The 24,297-nt window shown below is 39.8% G+C and carries 18 protein-coding genes and 1 rRNA gene; 5 read left to right on the top strand and 14 right to left on the bottom strand.

Features of this window, described 5'->3' with window-relative positions:
- Nucleotides 1-199: 199 nt before the first annotated feature.
- The 6 genes from L0B53_RS09285 to xerD form a co-directional block, all read right to left on the bottom strand.
- Nucleotides 200-1,745: ribosomal RNA gene (locus L0B53_RS09285) — 16S ribosomal RNA — on the bottom strand.
- Between the two features lie 608 nt (nucleotides 1,746-2,353).
- Nucleotides 2,354-3,856 (bottom strand): lysine--tRNA ligase, encoded by a 1,503-nt coding sequence (gene lysS, locus L0B53_RS09280; protein ID WP_235061786.1) that lies wholly within the window; start codon nucleotides 3,854-3,856, stop codon nucleotides 2,354-2,356.
- 20 nt (nucleotides 3,857-3,876) lie between these two features.
- Nucleotides 3,877-4,975, bottom strand: a protein-coding gene (gene prfB / locus L0B53_RS09275) for a peptide chain release factor 2 (RefSeq protein WP_235061785.1) whose coding sequence is annotated in 2 segments (ribosomal slippage) — nucleotides 3,877-4,899 and nucleotides 4,901-4,975 — 1,098 coding nt in all. Because the reading frame shifts where the segments join, the coding sequence is not laid out codon by codon here.
- A gap of 128 nt (nucleotides 4,976-5,103) precedes the next feature.
- Nucleotides 5,104-6,831: a single-stranded-DNA-specific exonuclease RecJ gene (gene recJ / locus L0B53_RS09270; RefSeq protein ID WP_235062217.1), complete on the bottom strand. Its 1,728-nt coding sequence runs from the start codon at nucleotides 6,829-6,831 to the stop codon at nucleotides 5,104-5,106.
- Between the two features lie 159 nt (nucleotides 6,832-6,990).
- Nucleotides 6,991-7,689: a bifunctional protein-disulfide isomerase/oxidoreductase DsbC gene (dsbC, locus tag L0B53_RS09265; RefSeq protein ID WP_235061784.1), complete on the bottom strand. Its 699-nt coding sequence runs from the start codon at nucleotides 7,687-7,689 to the stop codon at nucleotides 6,991-6,993.
- A 96-nt stretch (nucleotides 7,690-7,785) separates the two neighbouring features.
- A complete protein-coding gene (gene xerD, locus L0B53_RS09260; protein ID WP_235061783.1) occupies nucleotides 7,786-8,682 on the bottom strand; it encodes a site-specific tyrosine recombinase XerD in 897 nt (298 codons plus the stop codon).
- A gap of 135 nt (nucleotides 8,683-8,817) precedes the next feature.
- Between xerD and fldB the strand changes: the two genes are divergently transcribed.
- Complete coding sequence (gene fldB / locus L0B53_RS09255) at nucleotides 8,818-9,339, top strand: flavodoxin FldB (RefSeq protein ID WP_235061782.1); 522 nt, start codon at nucleotides 8,818-8,820, stop codon at nucleotides 9,337-9,339.
- A 132-nt stretch (nucleotides 9,340-9,471) separates the two neighbouring features.
- On the opposite strand, the gene brnQ is transcribed toward fldB, so the two are convergent.
- The gene (brnQ, locus tag L0B53_RS09250) at nucleotides 9,472-10,767 is read right to left on the bottom strand and encodes a branched-chain amino acid transport system II carrier protein (RefSeq protein WP_235061781.1); all 1,296 of its coding nucleotides are present in this window, start codon (nucleotides 10,765-10,767) and stop codon (nucleotides 9,472-9,474) included.
- A gap of 339 nt (nucleotides 10,768-11,106) precedes the next feature.
- On the opposite strand from brnQ, the gene L0B53_RS09245 reads away from it, so the two are divergent.
- Nucleotides 11,107-11,820, top strand: a complete 714-nt coding sequence (locus L0B53_RS09245; RefSeq protein ID WP_235061780.1) for a tRNA1(Val) (adenine(37)-N6)-methyltransferase — start codon at nucleotides 11,107-11,109, stop codon at nucleotides 11,818-11,820.
- 146 nt (nucleotides 11,821-11,966) lie between these two features.
- On the top strand, nucleotides 11,967-13,232 hold the full coding sequence (gene srmB / locus L0B53_RS09240) for an ATP-dependent RNA helicase SrmB (protein ID WP_235061779.1): 1,266 nt from the start codon (nucleotides 11,967-11,969) through the stop codon (nucleotides 13,230-13,232).
- Nucleotides 13,233-13,508: 276 nt separating this feature from the next.
- Here srmB and yaaA read toward each other — a convergent pair whose 3' ends face one another.
- Nucleotides 13,509-14,282, bottom strand: coding sequence for a peroxide stress protein YaaA (yaaA, locus tag L0B53_RS09235; RefSeq protein ID WP_235061778.1), 774 nt, complete (start codon nucleotides 14,280-14,282; stop codon nucleotides 13,509-13,511).
- A gap of 18 nt (nucleotides 14,283-14,300) precedes the next feature.
- Entirely contained in the window at nucleotides 14,301-15,725 is a 1,425-nt protein-coding gene (locus tag L0B53_RS09230; RefSeq protein ID WP_235061777.1) for a sodium:alanine symporter family protein, read from the bottom strand.
- A gap of 368 nt (nucleotides 15,726-16,093) precedes the next feature.
- Here L0B53_RS09230 and L0B53_RS09225 point away from each other — a divergent pair, with 368 nt between their 5' ends.
- A complete protein-coding gene (locus L0B53_RS09225) occupies nucleotides 16,094-16,273 on the top strand; it encodes a DUF3545 family protein (protein WP_235061776.1) in 180 nt (59 codons plus the stop codon).
- Between the two features lie 95 nt (nucleotides 16,274-16,368).
- On the opposite strand, the gene ung is transcribed toward L0B53_RS09225, so the two are convergent.
- The gene (gene ung, locus L0B53_RS09220; protein ID WP_260115575.1) at nucleotides 16,369-17,043 is read right to left on the bottom strand and encodes a uracil-DNA glycosylase; all 675 of its coding nucleotides are present in this window, start codon (nucleotides 17,041-17,043) and stop codon (nucleotides 16,369-16,371) included.
- Nucleotides 17,044-17,147: 104 nt separating this feature from the next.
- Nucleotides 17,148-17,996, bottom strand: a complete 849-nt coding sequence (gene nfo, locus L0B53_RS09215; protein WP_235061775.1) for a deoxyribonuclease IV — start codon at nucleotides 17,994-17,996, stop codon at nucleotides 17,148-17,150.
- A 371-nt stretch (nucleotides 17,997-18,367) separates the two neighbouring features.
- Here nfo and grcA point away from each other — a divergent pair, with 371 nt between their 5' ends.
- A complete protein-coding gene (gene grcA / locus L0B53_RS09210) occupies nucleotides 18,368-18,745 on the top strand; it encodes an autonomous glycyl radical cofactor GrcA (RefSeq protein WP_235061774.1) in 378 nt (125 codons plus the stop codon).
- Between the two features lie 181 nt (nucleotides 18,746-18,926).
- Here the strand turns inward: grcA and thrC are convergent, their stop codons facing one another.
- The 3 genes from thrC to thrA are packed head-to-tail and all read right to left on the bottom strand — an operon-like array spanning nucleotide 18,927 to nucleotide 23,629.
- Nucleotides 18,927-20,201, bottom strand: coding sequence for a threonine synthase (thrC, locus tag L0B53_RS09205; protein WP_235061773.1), 1,275 nt, complete (start codon nucleotides 20,199-20,201; stop codon nucleotides 18,927-18,929).
- Between the two features lie 22 nt (nucleotides 20,202-20,223).
- Complete coding sequence (gene thrB / locus L0B53_RS09200; RefSeq protein WP_235061772.1) at nucleotides 20,224-21,168, bottom strand: homoserine kinase; 945 nt, start codon at nucleotides 21,166-21,168, stop codon at nucleotides 20,224-20,226.
- 1 nt (nucleotide 21,169) lies between these two features.
- Nucleotides 21,170-23,629: a bifunctional aspartate kinase/homoserine dehydrogenase I gene (thrA, locus tag L0B53_RS09195; protein WP_235061771.1), complete on the bottom strand. Its 2,460-nt coding sequence runs from the start codon at nucleotides 23,627-23,629 to the stop codon at nucleotides 21,170-21,172.
- Nucleotides 23,630-24,297 lie beyond the last annotated feature (668 nt).

Here is a 24,297-nt window from a genome sequence, read left to right as displayed (position 1 = left end):
TGATGTTAATTTGAATACAAGACACTTGAATGTGTATTGTGTTGAGAACTCGTTTATTCTTTCGAATAAACAATTATTACTTTTCAACTTATTAATGATTAAAAAATCACTAACGAGTTTACTAGTCAGCTTTCCAAATTGTTAAAGAGCTAAAACTTATGTTATCTGTGTGGGTACTCATCACGAAATATCAAATCGTTAAGGAGGTGATCCAGCCCCAGGTTCCCCTAGGGCTACCTTGTTACGACTTCACCCCAGTCATGAACCACACCGTGGTAAACGCCCTCCCCGAAAGGTTAAGCTATCTACTTCTGGTGCAGCCCACTCCCATGGTGTGACGGGCGGTGTGTACAAGGCCCGGGAACGTATTCACCGTGGCATTCTGATCCACGATTACTAGCGATTCCGACTTCATGGAGTCGAGTTGCAGACTCCAATCCGGACTACGACGCACTTTTTGGGATTCGCTCACTATCGCTAGCTTGCAGCCCTCTGTATGCGCCATTGTAGCACGTGTGTAGCCCTACTCGTAAGGGCCATGATGACTTGACGTCGTCCCCACCTTCCTCCGGTTTATCACCGGCAGTCTCCCTGGAGTTCCCACCATTACGTGCTGGCAAACAAGGATAAGGGTTGCGCTCGTTGCGGGACTTAACCCAACATTTCACAACACGAGCTGACGACAGCCATGCAGCACCTGTCTTACAGTTCCCGAAGGCACACCTGCGTCTCCGCTGGCTTCTGTAGATGTCAAGAGTAGGTAAGGTTCTTCGCGTTGCATCGAATTAAACCACATGCTCCACCGCTTGTGCGGGCCCCCGTCAATTCATTTGAGTTTTAATCTTGCGACCGTACTCCCCAGGCGGTCTACTTAACGCGTTAGCTCCGAAAGCCACGGCTCAAGGCCACAACCTTCAAGTAGACATCGTTTACGGCGTGGACTACCGGGGTATCTAATCCCGTTTGCTACCCACGCTTTCGCATCTGAGCGTCAGTCTTTGTCCAGGGGGCCGCCTTCGCCACTGGTATTCCTTCAGATCTCTACGCATTTCACCGCTACACCTGAAATTCTACCCCCCTCTACAAGACTCTAGCCTACCAGTTTCAAATGACCTTCCGGAGTTGAGCTCCGGGCTTTCACATCTGACTTAATAGGCCGCCTGCATGCGCTTTACGCCCAGTAATTCCGATTAACGCTCGCACCCTCCGTATTACCGCGGCTGCTGGCACGGAGTTAGCCGGTGCTTCTTCTGCAGCTAACGTCAAGTGGCAAGCGTATTAAACTTACCACCTTCCTCACTGCTGAAAGTACTTTACAACCCTAAGGCCTTCTTCATACACGCGGCATGGCTGCATCAGGCTTTCGCCCATTGTGCAATATTCCCCACTGCTGCCTCCCGTAGGAGTCTGGACCGTGTCTCAGTTCCAGTGTGGCTGATCATCCTCTCAGACCAGCTAGGGATCGTCGCCTTGGTGAGCCATTACCTCACCAACTAGCTAATCCCACTTGGGCGTATCTTAATGCGCAAGGCCCGAAGGTCCCCTGCTTTGCTCCGTAGAGAATTATGCGGTATTAGCTATCGTTTCCAATAGTTATCCCCCTCATTAAGGCAACTTCCCAAGCATTACTCACCCGTCCGCCGCTCGTCAGCAGAGTAGCAAGCTACTCTCTGTTACCGCTCGACTTGCATGTGTTAGGCCTGCCGCCAGCGTTCAATCTGAGCCATGATCAAACTCTTCAATTAAAGTTTTGTTGTTTCTTTCGAAACGGCTCAACGAATACTGACTTCAAAACTAAATCCAACCTTATAAATAAAGTTAGACTGTAATCTTAAAGCTACTACCATTCCAACAGAATGATAGTGAATTGACTGTGCCAGTATAATTCATAATAAATTATGTCTTACACTGTATTGGTCACTCAGTTCATTGAGTAATCTTTTTGTTGATTCTCGATAACGAGTGCCCACACAGATTTCATAAGTTTTAAATTTTTAAAGAGCATATCGACAGTAAAGGTTAGCTTCTAACTAACTCTCGGTCACTTCGCTAACCGTTGTTTGCGTTGTGCCCCGTGTCGATGGATGTGCATTATAGGGAGTTCTGATCAGTTGGCAAGGGCTTTTTTGAAATAAATCACACTTTTTTAATCAAGCGGTTAAAAAAGGGGCGTAACGCTGTTTTTTACAACAAAAAGCACGGTTTTTCTATGATTTTATCGAAGAAAAGTAATAAAAATAAAAAGCCGCTCATTTAAACCTTTCAATTAAGGCTCAAATAAAGCGGCTTTTTTATATAATATTGAATGGCTAATGCAAAAATTTTACAGCAATCATTCCTTATATCGATTCCATTATGCTTGAGGACGCATTGCTGGGAATAGAATTACGTCACGAATAGTATGTGTGTTAGTTAACAGCATCACTAAACGGTCAATACCGATTCCTTGACCCGCTGTTGGTGGTAAACCGTGCTCTAATGCAGTGATATAATCTGCATCATAGAACATCGCTTCATCATCACCAGACTCTTTTGCTTCTACTTGTGCTTTAAAGCGTGCATCTTGATCTTCTGCATCATTAAGCTCAGAGAAACCATTTGCAACTTCACGACCACCAATAAAGAACTCAAAACGGTCAGTAAAGAATGGATTGCTATCACTGCGACGAGCCAGTGGCGAAATATCCGCTGGGTAACCTGTAATGAATGTTGGCTGCATCAGTTTAGGCTCTGCCGTTTCACCGAAGATCTCTTCTAACAGCTGACCACATGTCCAGAATGGTTCTACGTCAACATGAACAGATTTAGCAATCGCAACCATTTTGTCACGATCCTGAATATCTTCTTCTGTTAATGCTTGGATTTCTGTATGGTCTGGATTGTACTGTTTAATCGCATCAAACATGCTTAAACGCGCATAAGTTCCACCAAACTCAACAGTATCTTCACCATAAGGCATAGACGTTGAACCTAATACATCTTTTGCTACTGAGCTTAATAGCGCTTCAGTGAAATCCATCAGATCATTATAATCTGCATACGCCATATAGAATTCCATCATGGTAAATTCTGGGTTATGACGAGGAGATAGACCTTCGTTACGGAAGTTACGGTTAACTTCGAATACACGATCAAAACCACCGACAACTAAACGCTTAAGATATAGCTCTGGAGCAACACGTAGATACATTGGCATATCTAGTGCGTTATGATGCGTGATGAATGGACGAGCAGTTGCGCCACCCGGGATCACGTGCATCATTGGCGTTTCAACTTCCATGAATTGATTGTCATTCATGAAAGTACGAATTGATGCGATCACTTTAGAGCGAATAATAAATGCTTCGCGTGAATCTTGATTAACAATCAGGTCAACATAACGCTGACGGTAACGCATCTCTTGGTCAGTTAAACCATGGAACTTTTCAGGTAATGGGCGAAGTGCTTTGGTTAATAGCTCATACTCTTCCATATTAACGTAAAGGTCGCCTTTACCAGACTTATGCAAAGTACCTTTAACACCGATGATGTCACCGATATCTAAACCTTGATACTTATCTTTAAGTACTTTCTGCACATCTTTTGCCGCGTAAGCTTGAATACGACCTGATGTTTCTTGGATAGCAAGGAATGGACCACGCTTAGCCATAACACGACCAGCGATAGCGACTACGTGTTTGAGTTCTTCTAGCTCTTCTTTAGTTTTGTCACCAAATTGAGCTTGAAGATCACCGGCAAGTGAATCACGACGGAAATCATTTGGGTGACCATTTGCTTTACATGTTTGACGAATGGCAGTTAATTTTCCGCGACGCTCACTAATAAGCTTGTTTTCATCTTGTACTTGTTCAGTCATTTTTTTTAACCTTACCTATCTTATAAACCTGATTTAAGACTAGCTTCGATAAAGCGGTCTAAATTGCCATCCAGTACGGCTTGAGTATTACGATTCTCAACACCTGTACGTAGATCTTTAATTCTTGAGTCATCTAATACGTATGAACGTATTTGGCTGCCCCAGCCAATATCTGATTTTGCATCTTCGTTTGCTTGCTTCTCTGCATTCTGCTTTTGTAGTTCAAACTCATACAGTTTAGCTTTTAATTGTTTCATTGCTTGATCTTTGTTCTTATGTTGAGAACGATCATTCTGGCATTGAACAACTATATTTGTTGGTACGTGGGTAATACGGACCGCTGATTCCGTGGTGTTTACGTGCTGACCACCAGCTCCTGATGCTCGATACACATCGATGCGTAGATCCGATGGGTTAATATCAACATCTATATTGTCATCAATCTCTGGATAGATAAATGCAGAGGCAAATGAAGTATGACGACGACCACCTGAATCAAATGGTGATTTTCTAACTAGACGATGAACACCGGTTTCGGTTCTTAACCAACCATAAGCGTATTCACCACTGATACGTACTGTTGCTGATTTTAAACCGGCAACATCACCAGCAGAAACTTCAATAATTTCTGTTTTAAATCCTTTATCTTCTGCCCAACGTAGATACATACGAAGAAGCATAGACGTCCAGTCTTGAGCTTCTGTACCTCCAGAGCCCGACTGTAAATCGAGGTAACAATCAGCGCTATCGTGTTGACCTGAGAACATACGACGAAATTCAAGTTTAGCGAGTTTCTCTTCTAACATCACTAATTCTGGTTCAATCTCATCAAACGTCTCTTGATCTTGCTCTTCAATAGCAAGTTCAAGTAAGCCCTCAATATCATCAATACCTTGAACCAGTTGGTCTATGGTATCAACAACCGCTTCTAATGATGCACGTTCTTTACCTAACGCTTGCGCTCTTGCTGGTTCATTCCAAACATCTGGTTGCTCTAACTCTGCATTAACTTCTTCTAGATGCTCTTTCTTTGCATCGTAGTCAAAGGTACCCCCTAAGAATTTCTCTTCTATTAGAGACATCCTCAAGTCGATTTTTAATAGGATTTATTTCGAACATTATTACTCATCTTAATTAAAATAAGCGATAAAACAGTCATTCTGTTTTACCTCAGTCTAAAAAAATATCATAGTCGTAAAAAAGTAATCTAATTATACGCACTTCATCGTTATATCAACACTTATTCACTATTTCGCTTCAATATAATCAACCAGTAATTGAACAGTTTGATTACCTCTAAAACGATTAATATCTAATTTATAAGCTAAATAGACTGATTTAACAGAAAAATCAGGCCATAATTTTAAATCTATATTAAACGCGATGGCATCTAACATTGCACCACCTTGAACAGGTTCTAACATCAATTTTAAATGTTTCTCTCCCACAAGGCGTTGCTGTAATACTTTAAACTCGCCTTCAAAGATAGGTTCTGGGAAACCTTGCCCCCATGGACCACCAGCTTGAACTTCATCAGCTGTCTCTAAAGTTAATAGATTTGGGGCTAACTCACCATCCGTTAATATCACGCCCTTTAATGCATCAGCATCCAGAGATTGACGAACTGCACTATCAAACGCATGATTAAAACGCTCTAAGTCTTTTGCTGCAATCGTTAACCCTGCCGCCATGGCATGACCACCAAACTTTAAAATTAAACCAGGATTACGGGTATCAATCAGATCTAAAGTATCTCTCATGTGAAGACCGGGAATAGATCGACATGATCCTTTGATTAAACCTTCATTACCATCAGCAAATGCAATGGTCGGACGGTGATACTTATCTTTAATTCTTGAAGCGACAATACCAATGATACCTTGATGCCAATCAGATTGAAATAGCACCAATCCATATGGCATCTCTTCTTGCTCATTAAATTTTAAGCGTTCACAAATCGCAATCGCTTCTTGCTTCATCCCTTCTTCAATCTCTTTTCGAGACTGATTCAAACTATCTAATTCACTGGCCATACGACGTGCAGCTTCGATATGGTTTGAAAGTAACAGTTCAATACCAAATGACATATCATCTAATCGGCCAGCCGCATTGATTCTGGGCCCTAATGCAAAACCCAAATCACTTGATGTTAGATGTGTAATTTCACGATTAGAGACTTCAATTAATGCTTTAATACCGGGACGACATTGACCCGCACGAATTCGTTGTAGACCTTGATGAACAAGAATACGATTATTTTTATCTAATGCTACTACATCCGCAACTGTCCCTAATGCGACCAGATCAAGTAATATCGCTAAATTTGGTTTAGGTATACCTTTTTCAATGAACCATCCTTTTTTCTCTAAATGTGCACGTAATGCCAGCATTAAATAGAAAGCAACGCCAACTCCTGCAATCGATTTTGAAGAGAAAGCACATTGAGATAAGTTAGGATTAACAATAGCTGCTGCATCAGGTAACGTAGAGCCAGGTAGATGATGATCGGTGACAAGGACTGGAATATTTTCACGCTTAGCTTCTTCGACACCATCGATAGAAGAAACGCCGTTATCCACGGTCATGATAAGTTCTGCACCTTTCACTTTTGCTTGTTGTACCACATCAGGACTTAAACCATAGCCATCTTCAAAACGATTAGGCACAAGATAATCAACATTACTGCACCCTAACGTTCGTAATGCTTCAACAGAAAGCGCCGAGCTTGTCGCACCATCAGCATCAAAATCACCCACCACAATAATACGTAAATTCTTTCGTAACGCATCTTCAAGTAACTCAACCGCAGTTTCAATATTGGCAAGATGATTGTAGGTAATTAAACCTTTTGCCGTTTTCTCTAATTGCTGCTCAGAGCTTAATCCTCTTGCTGCATAAATACGCTGCATTAAAGGAGGCAAAGAGTCAGAAAAACCTGAGGTATCTCCAACAGAGCGGCGCTTTATTTCAATCATCATCACTATTTTGTCCCAAAAAGTTTAACTGGTAAGAAACATAACAAAAAGCTCGAATAAAACCGAGCTTAATCGACAGTTTGTAGCAAAATCTAACCAATAAGATGACTCAATTGAATAACAGGATTCAATATTATTTTAAATTGTAGTCAGTCAAATTTAGTCTTTTTCCTTAAGTAGGGTTAATAACTCATCGCTCGTGTAGTAACCCGGTAGAACCGTACCATCTTTAAGTATCATCGCGGGTGTTCCTGCTAATCCCATTTTAAGCCCTAAATTAAATTGCTCAGTTACCCATCTCTCACAAACTAAGCCATCGTTTCTTGGGTATTTGTCATTTTTAGCGTCGGTTAATGCTTGGTTTTTATCTGTTGCACACCAAACTTGACTCATCACTTTAAAGGATGATGACTCTAATCCTTCACGAGGAAAAGCAAGATAACGGAGGGTAATTCCTGCGTCATTGTATTGGGCAATATTATGGTGTAACTCTCGGCAGTAACCACAACTAATATCAGTAAATACGGAGACGACATACTTTTCATTTTTAGCCGGATAAGTAATCATCTGCTTGGTCATTGTCTCAATCTGTTTTGCAAAACTCTTCGCGGTTAAATCAACCAGTTTCTCTCCCTGAGCTTGGTATAGCTGACCATAAAAAAGATATTTTCCATCGTCAGTCAGATAAAACAATCCATCGGTTGTTTGAACCTCTTTAAAGCTCACTAATGGTGAGTCATCGATAGACTCCACAGTCATACCTAACTGTTCCATCGCTTGATGAATTTTACTGTTATTTGCTAAGGCAGAACTAGAAAATATGAAAAGTATAAAAGAGATAAAAATATTAAGATGCATAAAAGGATCCTTGTTGAGTGACTGTGTGATTAATACAAGTAACTCAACATTTGATACCATAAAAACGGCAAGATCCAATTAAGTTCTATTAAAATTTTATGCCCTTGGGTGATGTTCTTGGTGCAAGCTTTTCAAACGCTCTGTCGCAACATGGGTATAGATTTGAGTGGTAGAAAGATCACTATGACCCAAAAGCATCTGTACTACACGAAGATCGGCACCATGATTTAATAAGTGGGTGGCAAACGCATGCCTTAAAACATGTGGTGAAAGTTTTTCAACATCAATATTTGCGCGAATAGCGTAGTGTTTAATCCGATGCCAAAACGTTTGACGGGTCATCATATTGCCACGACGACTAGGAAAAACCACATCCGAAGTTTGATCCGATAATAAAGCTGGGCGTCCATTTGCCATAAACTGTTCAATCCAATCGACTGCATCTTCCCCCATAGGAACCAGACGTTCTTTATTCCCTTTACCAATAATACGTACCACACCCTGTCGTAGACTTAGATTTTCAGTGGTTAAACTGACTAATTCTGTCACACGTAGACCCGTCGCATATAGAAGTTCAATCATTGCACGATCACGGAGCTCAATCGGTTCATTAGGATCGGGGGCTTCAAGCAGATCATCAATCTCTTCTTCTGAGATCGCTTTAGGGAGACGTTTGGCTAATTTAGGGCTGATCATCGTGGCACTAGGATCATCATCACGCATTTTTTCTCGGAACAAGTATTGAAAAATCCGACGAATTGCCGACACCATCCGAGACTTACTACTGGCTTTATAGTCTAGATCTGATAACCAAAGCTGATAACGTTGAAGATCATCGGCTTTGGCTGTTAGAAAGCTCAGGTTTTCTTGCTCTAACCAATTCGTTAATTTTACCAAATCAGTTCGGTATGAACTTAAGGTATTTTCAGACAAACCACGCTCCATCCACATGCTATCTAAAAATTGCTCTAACAGTAATTGATCGCTCTCCATATCCGCCTCAATATTCTTCTAATTATTATTAGCATTACGGTAACCTAATTAAACAAAAAGGCAAGCTTGGCGAATAACGTGAACAGAGGTAACATATTGTCCATTAATCATAAGAGCAGAGATAGGTACACCGCGATGAATATTGGTTTATTTTACGGGTCATCGACCTGTTACACAGAGATGGCTGCAGAGAAGATTCGCGACCATATCGGGAAAGAGATTGTCGACATCTATAACATCAAAGATATTAATAGCGATAAAATGCTCTCTTATGATCTGCTTATTCTTGGAATTTCAACCTGGGACTTTGGTGAAATTCAGGAGGATTGGCAAGAAGTTTGGCACCAACTTGATGCATTAGAATTGAATAATAAAGTAATCGCCCTTTTTGGTCTTGGTGATCAAGAAGGCTACGGCGAATGGTATTTGGATGCAATGGGATTACTTCATGATGAACTTGCCGCAACTGGCGCTTCATTTATCGGCTACTGGCCAAATCAAGGTTATGAGTTTACTGCCTCAAAAGCTTTAACCCAAGATGAAAGCCACTTTGTCGGCTTAGCACTTGATGAAGATAGTCAATATGAGTTAAGTGATGAACGTATTACGACTTGGTGTGACCAAGTTCTCGTCGAAGCGGCAACAATTTTAGAATAACACTCGACTTCCATTCATCATACTTTTCCTAAGCTAAAATAATTCACAGATAAAAAAAGCCTAATAAGATCAATCTTATTAGGCTTTTTTATTATCAACATCACATCATTACGATGAGATATCAATAAGTCATTATGCTTGCTCTCGCTTACCAATAAAGCATGATGCAATAATCGCAACCGCCGTTGGAATTAACCAACCTAATCCCTCTTTAAATAGTGGTAGGAAGTTAAAACCACTCACATCAATACCGACAATTTTAGCTGCATCAAGCAAGGCTAGTAATAAAGCAATCGTCAATACTGAGCGATAAGCCACACGAGGATTTGGAATAAACTTGCGAACTAATGCTAGAACCACTAATGCAATTGCAACCGGATAAAGTGCAAATAGTACCGGAATAGACAAACTAATTAACTGATTTAAGCCAACGTTGGCGACAACCGCACTAACCACGGCAACAACAACTGCCCACGTTTTATATGAAACGTTCTTAGTTAATGAGCTGAAGTAATCTGCACATGCACTAATAAGACCAATTGCTGTGGTTAAACATGCTAACAATACAATGATTGAAAGAATCACCTGTCCAGCCTGACCAAACAATGCCTGAACGTAGATAGATAAAATTGCGCCACCATTACCCGCATTAGCAGCAACAGAAGAACTCGTCGCACCTAAGTAGAATAGTGAGATATAAACGAATGACAGACCAACAGCGGCAATTAAACCAGCAATGATGAGATATTTACATGTTGCTTTACCGTCAGTGACACCTTTTTTACGTAGGATATCAACCACCAGCATACCAAACATTAATGCACCAAAAGTATCCATGGTGTTATAACCTTCAAGGAAACCTTTTGTTAATGGTTGAGCAATATATTCACCTTGAGCGGCTAAAATATCACCTTGAGGATGCATAAAGACTGCAATCGCTAATACCGTTAATGCAACAAATAGTGCAGGCGTTAAAATCTTACCAATATAATCAATTAATTTACCACTTGACCATGCAAAGTAGAGTGCCACACTAAAGAAGATAATTGAAAAAACCGTTAAACTTGTTTGTCCGGGTGCGGTTAAAAAAGGTTTTACCGCCATTTCATAAGCGACTAAACCTGTTCGAGGTGCAGCAAATGCAGGGCCGATAATAATAAAAATGAGTACAGCAATAACAGCAGCAATCTTAGGAGGTAAGTCACGAGTTAATCCCTTCCAACTACCACCAGCAACAGCGATAGCAATAATACCAGAAAGAGGAAGACCCACTGCCGTCACTAAGAAACCTAACATCGCAGGAATAAAGTGATCACCGGCTAGCTGTCCAGCTTGAGGAGGAAATATGATATTACCTGCACCAAGGAAAAACGCGAAGGTCATAAAACCTACCGCTAATATATCAATTGCTTTCAACTGTTTACTCATTTATAACCTCGATCGCACATGTTGTTTGTTCTATATTTATCATCATAATTTAGCATAATCATCTAAGTGTGATTACTATCACAAAATAATGAACAATATCCAGCTAACAAGCAATAGCAGAGACTAAAACACTCGTATCTTTTGCATTTGGTGTTAAAAAATGGAATAAAAAACCAAATATATAGGTATAAAACAAAATAAAACACTTCAAAATAGACAGTTATAAAAATAAAAGAAAAAGATAAAAAAATATTAAAATCACAATTTAACCCATAATTAACAGAATTAAATATCGATTTAACACCATTGAAACACAGTTTAGTCTAAGAGGTAAATTTAATGACAAGATGTTTTAAATTTAAACAATTTTCCATCGATGATAAAGGGTGCGGTATGCCAGTCAGTACTGATGGGGTACTATTAGGATCATGGGCAGCAATCCCCACTAAAGGGATGTTACTTGATATTGGCACAGGAAGTGGATTACTCTCATTAATGGCAGCTCAGCGAGAGAGTGATATTAAAATAACCGCCATCGATATTGATGATGCTGCAATAAAAGCCACCCAGTACAATATTTCTAATACATCATGGAGCGATCGTATTACCGCCATTCAACAAGATATTACTCTCTGGGCAAAGCAACAACCAAAAGCCAGTTTTGATGGCATCATTTGTAATCCCCCCTACTTTGTTGCAGGTGAAAGTGCGCAATTAGAAAACCGAGCGATAGCTAGACACACCCTAACCCTCACTTTTTCTGCATTAATTGAGGTAACTGCTTATTTATTAAAAGATCGAGCTGAAGCTTCATTCATCCTCCCTACCCTTGAAGCTAAACTATTTATTGAACAGCTTTCTCAACACCACCTTTATTGTTGTCGACAGTTAGCCATTCAAACTACAGAGAAAAAAGCGGTATCACGTCTTCTCTTTACAGTGACAAATCAGCAATGTGATAACCAAAAACCTTTCACTTTAACCATTCAAAAATCTGGTCAATATAGTGATGAATTTAAAGCATTAACTCGGGATTTTTATTTAAAGTTTTAGCATGTCAAAAGCGATCTATAATATAAGACAGATAATATATTGATGAGATCGCTAGGATCTTGCCGTTATTATCTCTATAATGCCGCTCTTTGTGATATTTTGTATAAACAAGTACCATTATTTAAATCTCGGTATGGAGAAAACCTGTGAGAGAATTTGCTGATCTAGAGCTCGATCCATTACTACTTAAAGCCATTGAAGATATTGGTTTTAGCCGACCAACTGCCGTACAAGCAGAAACTATCCCTTATGCAATGGACGGTCGTGATATTTTAGCTTCTGCTCCAACGGGTACGGGTAAGACAGCGGCATTCGTACTGCCAATGTTACAACACCTTATCGATTTCCCACGCCAAAAGCCGGGACCAGCTCGCGTATTGGTATTAACACCAACTCGTGAACTTGCGATGCAAATTGCTGAACAAGCACAAGCATTAGCTAAGTACACCGATCTGAAAATCACGACAGTGACTGGCGGGATCTCATACGATGCCCACGCAGAATGGTTAGGTAAAACGCAAGATCTTGTGGTTGCGACTCCAGGTCGTCTGACTGAATATATCAATGCAGAACGTTTCGATTGTCGTGCAATCGAGTGTTTAGTGCTTGATGAAGCTGACCGTATGCTAGATATGGGTTTCACCTCAACAGTAAATAAACTGTCTGATGAGTGTCGCTGGCGTAAACAGACTCTTTTATTCTCTGCAACCTTAGAGGGTCGTGGTGTTGACGGGTTTACCGCTGATCTACTCAATGATCCAGCAAAAGTTGAAGCCGATGCATCACGTCGTGAGCGTAAAAAAATTAACCAGTGGTACTACCGTTGTGACAATATGGAGCATAAAATTGCAATCTTGAAAAATATTATTCAAGAGCAAGCTCAACGTACTATTGTTTTTGTTAAGACTCGAGAACGTCTTGCTGAACTGCGTAGCCTTCTTGATGCTGAAGGGGTTAAGCAGTCTTGGATCCAAGGTGAAATGCAGCAAGCAAAACGTAATAATGCGATTCAGCGCTTTAAAGATGGCGAAGTGAACGTATTAATAGCAACGGATGTTGCCGCTCGTGGTATCGACCTTCCTGATGTTAGCCATGTTGTGAACTACGATATGCCAAGAACTGCTGATGTCTATGTTCACCGTATTGGTCGTACTGCTCGTGCGGGTAAGAAAGGGGCTGCAATTTCATTAGTTGAAGCTCATGACCAACCAATGATGGATCGTGTTCAACGCTATACGGATGAACAGATCAAAGAGCGTTATATTGAAGAATTAAAGCCTAAGCACAAGAAACCAACCTTTGTGAAGAAAAAGAAAAAATCGAGCAAAGATAAAGTGAAAAGTGCCGCTAAAAAGAAAAAAGTGAAGAAGAACGTCGGTAAACGTCGTACTGCAAATAACGAAAGTAAATAGCACTATAGCCAAAGTAATTGAAGCTGCTAGTAGGCGACAAGCAAGTGAGGCTCCATGAGTATAGGTGCGCTATATAATTGGGGCGAACGAGCGTAGCCAACAACCTAGCAACTTCAAGTAAAAAGGGTATATCAATAACGACGGCTCTAGATTCACCGAGTCAACAATAAAAAAGCGAACTCACTTTCTGACTATTTCAGAAACGAGTTCGCTTTTTTGTATCAGTCGATTTTCAATAAGGGTTTGTATCAATCAAATTTAAGCAAGAAAGAAATTTTATTGCTCTTCACGTTTAAAGACAAACTCTGTCTCATTTGACTCGGCAGGAACAAAGTAGTAACCCGCGGTATCAAACGCTTTTAACTGCTCAACATCGGTTAACTGATTTTCAATGATATAACGTGACATCATGCCTCTGGCTTTTTTAGCGTAAAAGCTGATCACCTTATATTGTCCTTTTTTACAATCTTTAAAAATAGGGGTAATGATTTCTGCCGCTAGTTTTTTACTGTTTACCGCTTTAAAGTACTCATTAGAGGCGAGATTAATTAAGGTATTATCACCTTGTAGATCTAATGCTTCTCGTAGCGTATCGGTAATAATATCGCCCCAGAATTGATAAAGATTAGTCCCTCGTTCATTACTTAAGCGAGTCCCCATCTCTAAGCGGTAAGGTTGCATCAAGTCTAAAGGTCGCAGTAGACCATAAAGTCCAGATAACATACGAAAGTGCTGCTGTCCCCACTCAATCTGTTGATCACTCAATGAGTAAGCATCTAAGCCACTATAAACATCTCCTTTGAATGCAAATAGTGCAGGTCTGGCATTTGCAGATGTAAATAGAGGCTGCCACTCAGCAAATCGAGCAGCATTTAAACCGGCAATTTTATCACTGACCTTCATCAGTTTAGCGATATCCATTGGAGTTAACTCACGACAACGCTCAATCAGAATCTCACTTTGTGGTATCAACATCGGTTGAGTGAATTTTTCTGTGGTTAGCGGTGTTTCATAATCTAGCGTTTTGGCTGGTGAAACGACGATCATCATAACGTTAATCTCCTTAATCTATTTTTTTCCATCCCAAATCCCGTCTTCTAACTGGTTATAAAGCTCAGGATATTGGCTGCGGTCAAACTTAGGAACTTTTCCGAGTTTGAGCTGAGTATTATAATCTTTGGCTAATTTAATCACAGTACCAGATAGCAGCATAATTGCCATTAGATTAATAATAACCATCGCTCCCATCGAGAGATCAGCAAGTGCCCATACTGTTGGTAATTTTGCTAAAGCACCAAACATCACCATACCTAAAACTAAAATACGAAAAACATTAAAACCGAATCGTTTATTTAAGTTAAGAAAAATAAAATTGGTTTCGGCATAAAAATAATTAGCAATAATCGAAGTGAAAGCGAAAAAGAAAATAGCAACCGCAATAAATACTGCGCCAAAATGTCCAATTTCACTACTTAAAGCTAATTGTGTAAGTTCAATACCTTTCATATTAGAATCCGTATCTAATTGTCCAGAAAGAAGAATCACCGCGGCTGTGGCAGTACAGATTACAATGGTATCGATAAAGACCCCTAACATCTGAACATACCCTTGAGAGGCAGGATGATGAGGATAAGGGATTGCGGCGGCAGCAGCATTAGGAGCCGATCCCATCCCTGCTTCATTAGAGAATAGACCTCGACGAATCCCATTAATCATCGCCTGTCCAATGGTATAACCAATCGCTCCTGATGCCGCTTCATTGAATCCGAATGCACTTTTAATCACTAATACAAAAACATCGGGGATCTTTTCTATGTTCAAAAAAACCACAATTAATGCCATTAATAGATAAGCGATCGCCATAAATGGCACAACTAACTCAGCCACTCTCGCAACCTTTTTCATACCGCCAAAAATAATAAGACTGGTAAATAAGACTAACCCAATGGCGATGTAAAGCGGTTCAAAGCCAAATGCAACATGAAGGGCAACACTGATCGAATTTGCTTGTACGGAATTAAAGATAAGACCAAATGCGATAATAAGAAGAACAGAAAATGCCGCGCCCATTCCATGCATTCCTAATCCTTTCGACATGTAATAAGCTGGCCCTCCTCGAAAGCGACCCTCTTTATCTTTAACTTTATAGAGTTGAGCTAAAGTACTTTCTGCGAACGCCGTCGCCATTCCAAGAAAAGCAATGACCCACATCCAAAAAATAGCTCCTGGCCCCCCCAAGGTTAAGGCAACAGCAACCCCTGCCATATTTCCTGTACCAACTCGAGCAGCAAGGCTGGTACACAGCGCTTGGAAAGGTGAGATTCCTTCATGATTAGCACGACGACTATTTTTCATCACTTTAAACATATAGCTAAAGTGTTTTATTTGAATAAAGCCCAACTTAACGGTAAAGAATATGCCAATACCAAGCAATAAATAAATCAAAACCGACCCCCAAAGCAGGCCGTTGATGATAGTAATTAGGCTTAGCATATCCTCTCCTTAGATGATTAAGTCATTTTTACAGATAAGTAACAAAATAGTGTGCGTATAGTAGTCGTTATGAGTTAGAGGTGAAAGAAAAAAGATCTCGAATTAACTCAATAAAATGATGAGTTAAACCCTTCAATTTGTTTAATCCACATTAAAAAATTATTTTTTTGTGAGCTCTGCCTGCAAAATTTTTTCTTACAATTCACAATTGAGAATTAGGTCAACTTTTTTATCCTCAACTTTATGGTACTTAATAGGCACACAAAATAACAACTCTGTTCTAAACTGAAAAGAAGCACGATGATAACATCACAAATACATTGCTAACGTTTAGATAAACAGACCAATAAAATAGATAGAGGTTTAAGATGGACGAAACAATATTTGATGAAATTCTAGCTGGAAAGAAAAACGGTGGGGAGAAAGGTAAACCACAAAAGCGTGTTTGGCGTGAAATTGAAGCACTAAAAGATAAGCAACGTCTACGTAAAGAACTGGCTGATATTGATCTTTTTGATGATATTTATGATGAAGACTTAGACTACTGAACTCCGCATAATTAAATTAGTTGAAGAATCTAATCTCTCTTCAACTAATTTTTATTGAGGTAAGTAAACTTTCTCTCTAGCTTCAAAACGCTCGATTAAATTGGTGCAACTTGCCAGTTAATCTCAGTTTTACCTTGCTGCTTTAACAATACATTACTTTTTGAAAAATGTTGGCAACCAAAGAAACCTCGATATGCCGAAAGTGGCGATGGGTGAACCGACGTTAAAACATGATGTTTATCACGATCAATTTTAGCGCCTTTCTTTTGAGCATGTGCGCCCCATAATAAAAATATCACACCACTATTTTGTTGATTTATTAACTCAATCACCCCACTAGTAAAGCGCTCCCATCCCAATTTAGCATGAGAATGAGCATTTCCTTGCTCGACGGTTAAAACGGTATTGAGCAACAAAACCCCCTGTTCTGCCCATGACGTTAAATAGCCGTGATTAGGTACTTCAAAGCCATCAATATCTTGAGCTAGCTCTTTATAGATATTAACCAGAGAAGGCGGAACCTTTATTGATGGTTGAACAGAAAAGGAGAGCCCATGAGCCTGTCCTTTACCATGGTAAGGGTCTTGGCCTAAAATCACAACTTTGACATCAGTCAGTTCGGTATAGTGAAAGGCATTAAAAATATCTTTATCTTTAGGATAAATAGTGACACCTGAAGCACGCTTCTCTGCAATCGTCTCTTTGATATGTTGAAAATATGTTTCTGTCTGTTGCTGTTCAATAAATTCAGCCCAATTTCTTATTGTCACTTCTGTTATCCTTAGCGACTAATTTTAAAGTCAAAGTGGTTTAAAGTATTAAAAAATAGTACGTTGACACTATTCCTAATGTCATTAAAGTTGCTAGTAGGCACTTAACTTTCTTCAGCTAACTTTTTTAAATAGCTAATCTCTTGCTGCCAAATATCGGGGTTTATGGTTTCTAACACCAAAGGAATACCGTCAAACCGAGAGTCTTTCATAATAAATTCAAAGCAGGCCAATCCAATATGTCCTTCTCCTAACGAGTGATGACGATCAACTCGACTACCTAATGGTGTTTTAGAGTCATTCAGATGCATCCCACGTAAGTATTCAAATCCAATCAAGCGTTCAAATTCAGCGAAGGTTTTTTCACATGTTTCCGTTGTAGAAAGATCATATCCCGCAGCAAACGTATGGCAGGTATCAATACAGATCCCAACCCGACTTTTATCTTCAACTTGGTCAATAATGGTTGCCAACTGCTCGAAACTCCACCCTAGATTAGAACCTTGCCCCGCTGTGTTTTCTATTACTGCACAGACAGTGGGAACTTGTTGATGAGCTAAATTAATAGATTCTGCAATCAGAGCTAAACAAGCTTCAGGATCAATTTTCTTTAAGTGGCTACCAGGATGAAAATTAAGCAACGTTAAACCTAACTGATTACAGCGCTCCATCTCATCAATAAATGCGGCACGAGACTTATCTAATTTCTCTTGTTCTGGGTGCCCTAAATTAATTAAATAAGAGTCATGAGGAAGGATCTGTTCTGGCTTAAAGTTATATTTTTTACAATTCGTTTTAAACTCTGTAATCATTGAGCCTGTCAGTGGTTTCGCAACCCATTGGCGCTGATTTTTAGTAAATAATGCAAAAGCAGTCGCGCCAATTTTTGCCGCATTTAACGGAGCATTTGCAACACCGCCAGCGGCGGATACATGAGCACCAATAAACTTCATTTTTATACTCTCTATATTCTAGTTATCACTAAATAGATAGTTATTATATCTATCATCTATTTAGTGAATCAATTCATTAAAACCTCTATTTTACTCTAAATAACAGGTGACACAACAAAGGTTAACCACTAGTTTCCACGTGGTTATAAAAACATCAAAAAGATGATAACCAATTGATAAAAAAGATTATTGAAAATAATAAATGCAAAAAAATTGATTCAACTCAAAGAAAAACCCTATTGAACTAATGGTTAATCTGGTGTAAATTGACCCACATCAAAATAATTCTTCCGAAGTTAATGTAAGTGAAAATGTTCAGTTCGTTGACTTTAAATATAAATTAATTACCCCGATAGGGATGGAGATTCAAAATGGTTAAAGGTATTCAAATTACATCAGCAGCAAACACTGATCTAGTTAACTCAATCTGGTTACTGGACGAAGAAACTAAGCAAGCTCGTTGTGTGGCTGCACTATCTGGCTTCACAGCCGATCAAGTTGTTGCTGAATCAGATCTTGGTGATATCGAATATCGTGAAATTGCAATCGAAACACCTGCAGTTGTTGAAGGCGGTCAGCACTTAAACGTGAACGTTCTTAAGCGTGAAACTCTTGAAGATGCCGCTAAGCACCCTGAAAAGTACCCACAGCTAACTATCCGTGTTTCTGGCTATGCAGTACGTTTTAACTCTTTAACTAAAGAGCAGCAACAAGACGTAATCTCTCGTACATTCACAGAAAGCCTATAATTTATAGTCGCAAAATTCTGTTAATCACTAGCTCCACCAGCGAGCTAGCGATAATAAAAGAGACTTATCCCTCAAAATTTTGAGAGGTAAGTCTTTTTTTTCAACGATTTTGGATATAAAAAAAGAGACCTAGAAATGGTCTCTTTTTATTGATTTAGAAAGTTAAATATTACTTAGAAAGTTAACTACGTAGTAGCGTCACCAACTGAGAAAAATCATTATCTAATTCAACAGAAAGCAGCGGCAATTTCGCATGCTTTGCTAATGGTGCAGGTAATGGAATGTCTGAAGCTAATATCTCATCAACGACTTCTTTGAACTTCGCTGGATGAGCAGTACAAAGGAATACTCCCGTTTCCCCCGCTTGAAGGTTCTCTTCTAATAGACGGAAAGCTATCGCTCCGTGTGGTTCAGAAAGATAATCAATCGCCGACAACTGTTTCACCGTCTCAGCCGTCTCTTCATCACTGACTGAACCAGAAACAATAGAGCTCAAATCCCAACCTTGTAAACGACACAGCTCTTCAATACGTGGCCAATTATTTGGCTGGCTCACATCCATAGCATTGGAGATCGTCGCAACGGTTTTATTGGGTGTCCACTCACCGGTTTCCAAGTAACGAGGCACAGTATCATTAGCATTAGTTGCTGCAATAAAACGCTTAACCGGTAATCCCATCGCTTTTGCAAATAGCCCTGCTGTTAAGTCACCAAAGTTACCACTTGGTACACTAAATACCACGTCATTACGCTTCTCTTTGGCGATTTGAGCAACCGCTTCAAAGTAATAACAAGTTTGAGCGAGTAAACGACTGATGTTGATTGAGTTTGCAGAATTCAAACCGATATCTTGGCGTAATGCTTGATCATCGAACGCTTGCTTAACCAGTGCTTGGCAATCATCAAATGTTCCATTAATGGCAACAGTACGAATATTTTCACCCAATGTACAAAATAGCTTCTCTTGCAACGGACTGATCTTGCCTTTTGGATAAAGAATAACAACTTCTATATTTTCCATACCTAAAAAAGCATGAGCAACAGCCGCCCCAGTATCACCAGAAGTTGCCGTCAAAATCGTAATCTTTTCACCATTTGACACAGCCGCTAAAGATTGCGCCATAAAGCGACCACCAAAATCTTTAAATGCTAATGTTGGGCCATGAAACAGCTCTAATGCATAGATATCATCGGTAACCGATACAATAGGTGCTGGAAATTGGAAAGCAGTGCTAACCATTTCAGCTATTTTTTCAGGGGATAACTCATCACCAATAACGGCACTTAAAATCTGACTACTACGCTCAACAAAGCCAAGCTCAAGCAGTGCATCCATATCATCAAATTTTGGCAATTCGGTCGGATAAAATAAGCCTTGCTGACGGCCTAAACCTTGACGTACAGCTTGAGAAAATGAGACCTGCTCTTGATTGTCTTTTAAATTATATAATTTCATCTTAAATATCCTATCTAATCCATTAAAGTACTTTTGATCCTTGACGATCCAAGTGACAAATATGGACAAACCCTTCTTGGTTCTGTACGTAGTTTTCTGTTAACCAGCGACTTACTCGCTCAGCAATCTCTTTTGTAGGACAGAGGCTGAATAGCGTTGGCCCTGAGCCTGAAATACCGGTTGCGACGGCTCCTGCACTTTTCGTGTAACGACGAGCTTCGGCAAAATTCGGCAGTAACTTTTCACGATATGGTTCAGCAATCACATCATTAATCATGGTGGCCGCTAAATCAGGTTGATTGGTGTGACAAGCGTGAATAAAGCCGGCTAAGTTACGTCCATGAGCAATCACATCTTGGCGAACATATTGAGCGGGCAAAATCGCTCTTGCTTCTGCTGTTGGGACTTTAATTCCCGGATACGCCATCACCCAATACCACTGTTCAAAACAAGGAACTGGCTGACTGATATAGCCTAACTCTTCAACAATAAGCTGCAAACCGCCTAAGTAACATGGTGCGACATTATCAAAGTGAATACTGCCGGAAATCTCACCTTCCATCTCACCCATCAATTGCAGTAACTCTGTCTCTGATAGTGGATTGTCATGGAACTGATTTAAAGCATCTAATGCTGCAACCACAGAGCATGCGCTTGAGCCTAAACCGGATCCAATTGGCATGTTCTTCTCAAGCCGCATTGCTAATGGCTTTAGCGCTAACGCCTTAAGATCTAACTCACGAGCAAATACCTGCCAGCAGCGATAGACGATATTCTCTTCCGCTTTTTCTGGCAGCTTATCAACAAACTTCCCTTCACATTTAAGAGAGAAAGCTTGGTCACTCGCTGAAACAGTGACTTTATCCCCTAGCAACGAACCATCGATAGGCGAAACCGCAGCACCTAGAACATCAAATCCAACACTCACATTGCCAATAGAGGCCGGAGCATAAACAGAAATTGTCATTTTACACCCCTAATTTCCAGCCTAGAGTACGCATTAAGTCAGAGAAAACACCTGCAGCAGTTACTTCAGTACCCGCACCGTAACCTCGAAGAACTAGCGGAATTGGTTGATAATAACGACTATAAAAAGCAAGGGCATTTTCACCATCTTTGACTTTATACATCGGATCATTGGCATCAACTGCTTGAATACAAACACGACACTTACCATTATCAATTTCACCCACATAACGTAGTACTTTATTCTCAGCTGCCGCTTCAGCAACACGCTGTTTAAAGTATTCATCCGCTTCAGGAAGTCGCGCTAAAAACTCAGCCACACTACCTGAATCATCAAAACCTGGTGGTAATGCTTTTTCAACCACCACATCATCAAGCTCTAAAGATAAACCTGATTCACGAGCAAGGATCAATAATTTTCTTGCTACATCCATACCAGAAAGATCATCTCGAGGATCCGGCTCAGTAAAGCCATTATCATCCGCCACTAATGTTGCTTGGCTCAAGCTCATACCTTCATCAAGTTTGCCAAAGATATAAGAGAGTGAACCAGAAAGGATTCCGTTAAATCGCTCTAATTCATCACCTGCAGCAATTAAGTTTTGAAGATTTTCCATCACAGGGAGACCTGCACCAACCGTCGTTTCATACATAAATTTACGACGAGAAAGACGAGCAGCATCACGCAACTGATGATAATAAGCCATGGTATCCGTATTGGCTTTCTTATTTGGCGTGATCACATGGAAACCTGCCAATAAGAAATCAGCATACTGACTAGCAATCGCTTGTTCTGATGTACAGTCAATAATCACCGGATTAATAATGTGATTTTCTTTAACTAATTTAGCAATCGTTGGAAGATTAAAGCCTTCTGTCGCAGAGTTAATCTGATCACTCCAGTGATTAAGGTCGATCCCTTTAGGGTTAACTAACATTTTACGACTGTTGGCTAAACCACAAACACGGATTTCAATGCCTTTTTTCGCCAATACTTTTTGTTGACGACGGATTTGATCGACCAAGGCTCCACCTACACCGCCAACACCAACCATAAATACATCAATAAAGTGCTTACTATTAAATAGATTAATATGACAAGCTTGTACCGCTTCTGAGACTTTATCTTCAGGAATAACCGCAGAGATTGCGCGTTCAGATGAACCTTGGGCAATCGCGATAATATTAATATTCACTTCAGCAAGAGAGCTAAAGAACTGTGAAGCGATACCTTGAGATGTTCTCATCCCATCACCAACCAGAGAAACAATCGCTAACTGATCAATAAATTCAACAGGATCTAATAGGTTATCTTTTAGTTCTAGCTCAAATGCCGCATGAAGCGCTTTTTCGGCAGCCTCTTTCGCATCACTTTCAATGCAGAAGCTAATGCTATATTCAGAAGAAGATTGAGTGATTAAAACAATGGAGATACCTGCTACCGACATCGCACCAAAGACACGAGAGGCCATGCCTACCATTCCCTTCATACCTGGGCCTGAAACATTAACCATAGTTAAATTATCAAGGGTCGTAATTCCTTTAACCGCTAAGTTGTCGCTACCCGAATCAACACCAATTAATGTGCCACGAGCTTGAGGATTAAAGCTATTTTTAATAAGACATGGAATATGGAATTGTGCGATAGGAATAATAGTTTTTGGGTGCATCACTTTAGCACCAAAATAAGAGAGCTCCATCGCTTCTTGATAGCTTAATGATTTTAATAAACGCGCATCAGAGACTAAGCGAGGGTCACAATTATAGACACCATCTACATCTGTCCAGATTTCACAACAGTCCGCGCGTAAACATGCCGCTAATACTGCCGCAGAGTAGTCAGAACCATTACGACCTAGAGTAACGAGTTCACCTTTTTCATTACCAGCGGTAAATCCAGGCATAAGACCAATATGGTTTTCAGGAATCGGATTAGCTTGGAAGCGCTTAGTAGACTCATCAATATCAACCATAGACTCTAAATAATCATCACTACCTGTAAGATAACTAACAGGGTCGATAACATAAACGTTATGTCCTTTTGCTTCTAATACCGCACTCATGGTGGCAATCGAAAGGCGCTCACCTTTGCTAACTATGCGGGCATAAACATTATCAGGACAAACCCCTAATAGCTCGATACCATGAAGATATTGCTTAAGTTGGTAGGTTAATGCATCTAACTTGACAAGAAGCGCTGACTTATCAAAGTTTTCTAAATTTTGATCTAATCCATTAAACAGGTCAGTAAAAATGTTCTCAATTGTTGCTAATTGCTGCAACGCATCTTGTTTTTCAACAACCTGATTAATCACAGCAACCAAACTATTGGTAATTTTAGCGGGTGCAGAAAGTACTGCAGAAACTCCACTTTGTTCACCATTATTAGCAATAATATCTGCCGCTCTTAAAAAGCGTTCTGTATTTGCTAAAGAAGTACCACCAAATTTTAGAACTCGCATCCTTTCCTCCAAAAAATCCCTATTTAGCTCACTTATTTTGCTACAAAAAAAGCCCGCACCAACGATTGGCGCGGGCTTTTTCAGTTTGTTTACTTATTAGCCCGCCCAAACATGTAAAATGCTTGTCATAATCATCATGATGGTGGTACCAATGTAACGTTTCATCAAAAAAGTTGCTCACTAAAAATTACATTTATAAAATATTTTTTCAACCTGCCTATATCAATACCCTATCATTATTTTTTAGTCAATAAAGAATTACTATTTAATGACGACAATTGAAATTTATTTTGAATTTTAACCGTCCTTTTTTATCAGCCACCCTCGCTCATAGTTATTATCATTATTGCTTATAGCTGTAATAAAATGACGTAAATAAAGACAAAAGGTTATCAAAAATTGACCTCAATCAACAACAATGTAAAAATATCACCATATAAAATATGCTACTCCTTGTTAGCGAGCTGTTAAATGCGATATAATTGACTCAGGATATTATGGATATATATATGCCACCTCCTATTAACTTATAGGGCTTTTGCGAAATAGAATGATTATACTCTGATCGCGGTTGTGGACGGCAAACTGATGACGATTTCAAATATATATGTTAAGATATTGTTAACAATATTAGAATTGTCACTTTAACTCAAAATTTAACCGATGGT

Source organism: Vibrio sp. SS-MA-C1-2 (genome assembly GCF_021513135.1).
Classification (GTDB): Bacteria; Pseudomonadota; Gammaproteobacteria; order Enterobacterales; family Vibrionaceae.
The sequence above is the reverse complement of the archived record's forward strand: the minus strand, read 5'-3'. Positions and strand labels throughout refer to the sequence as shown.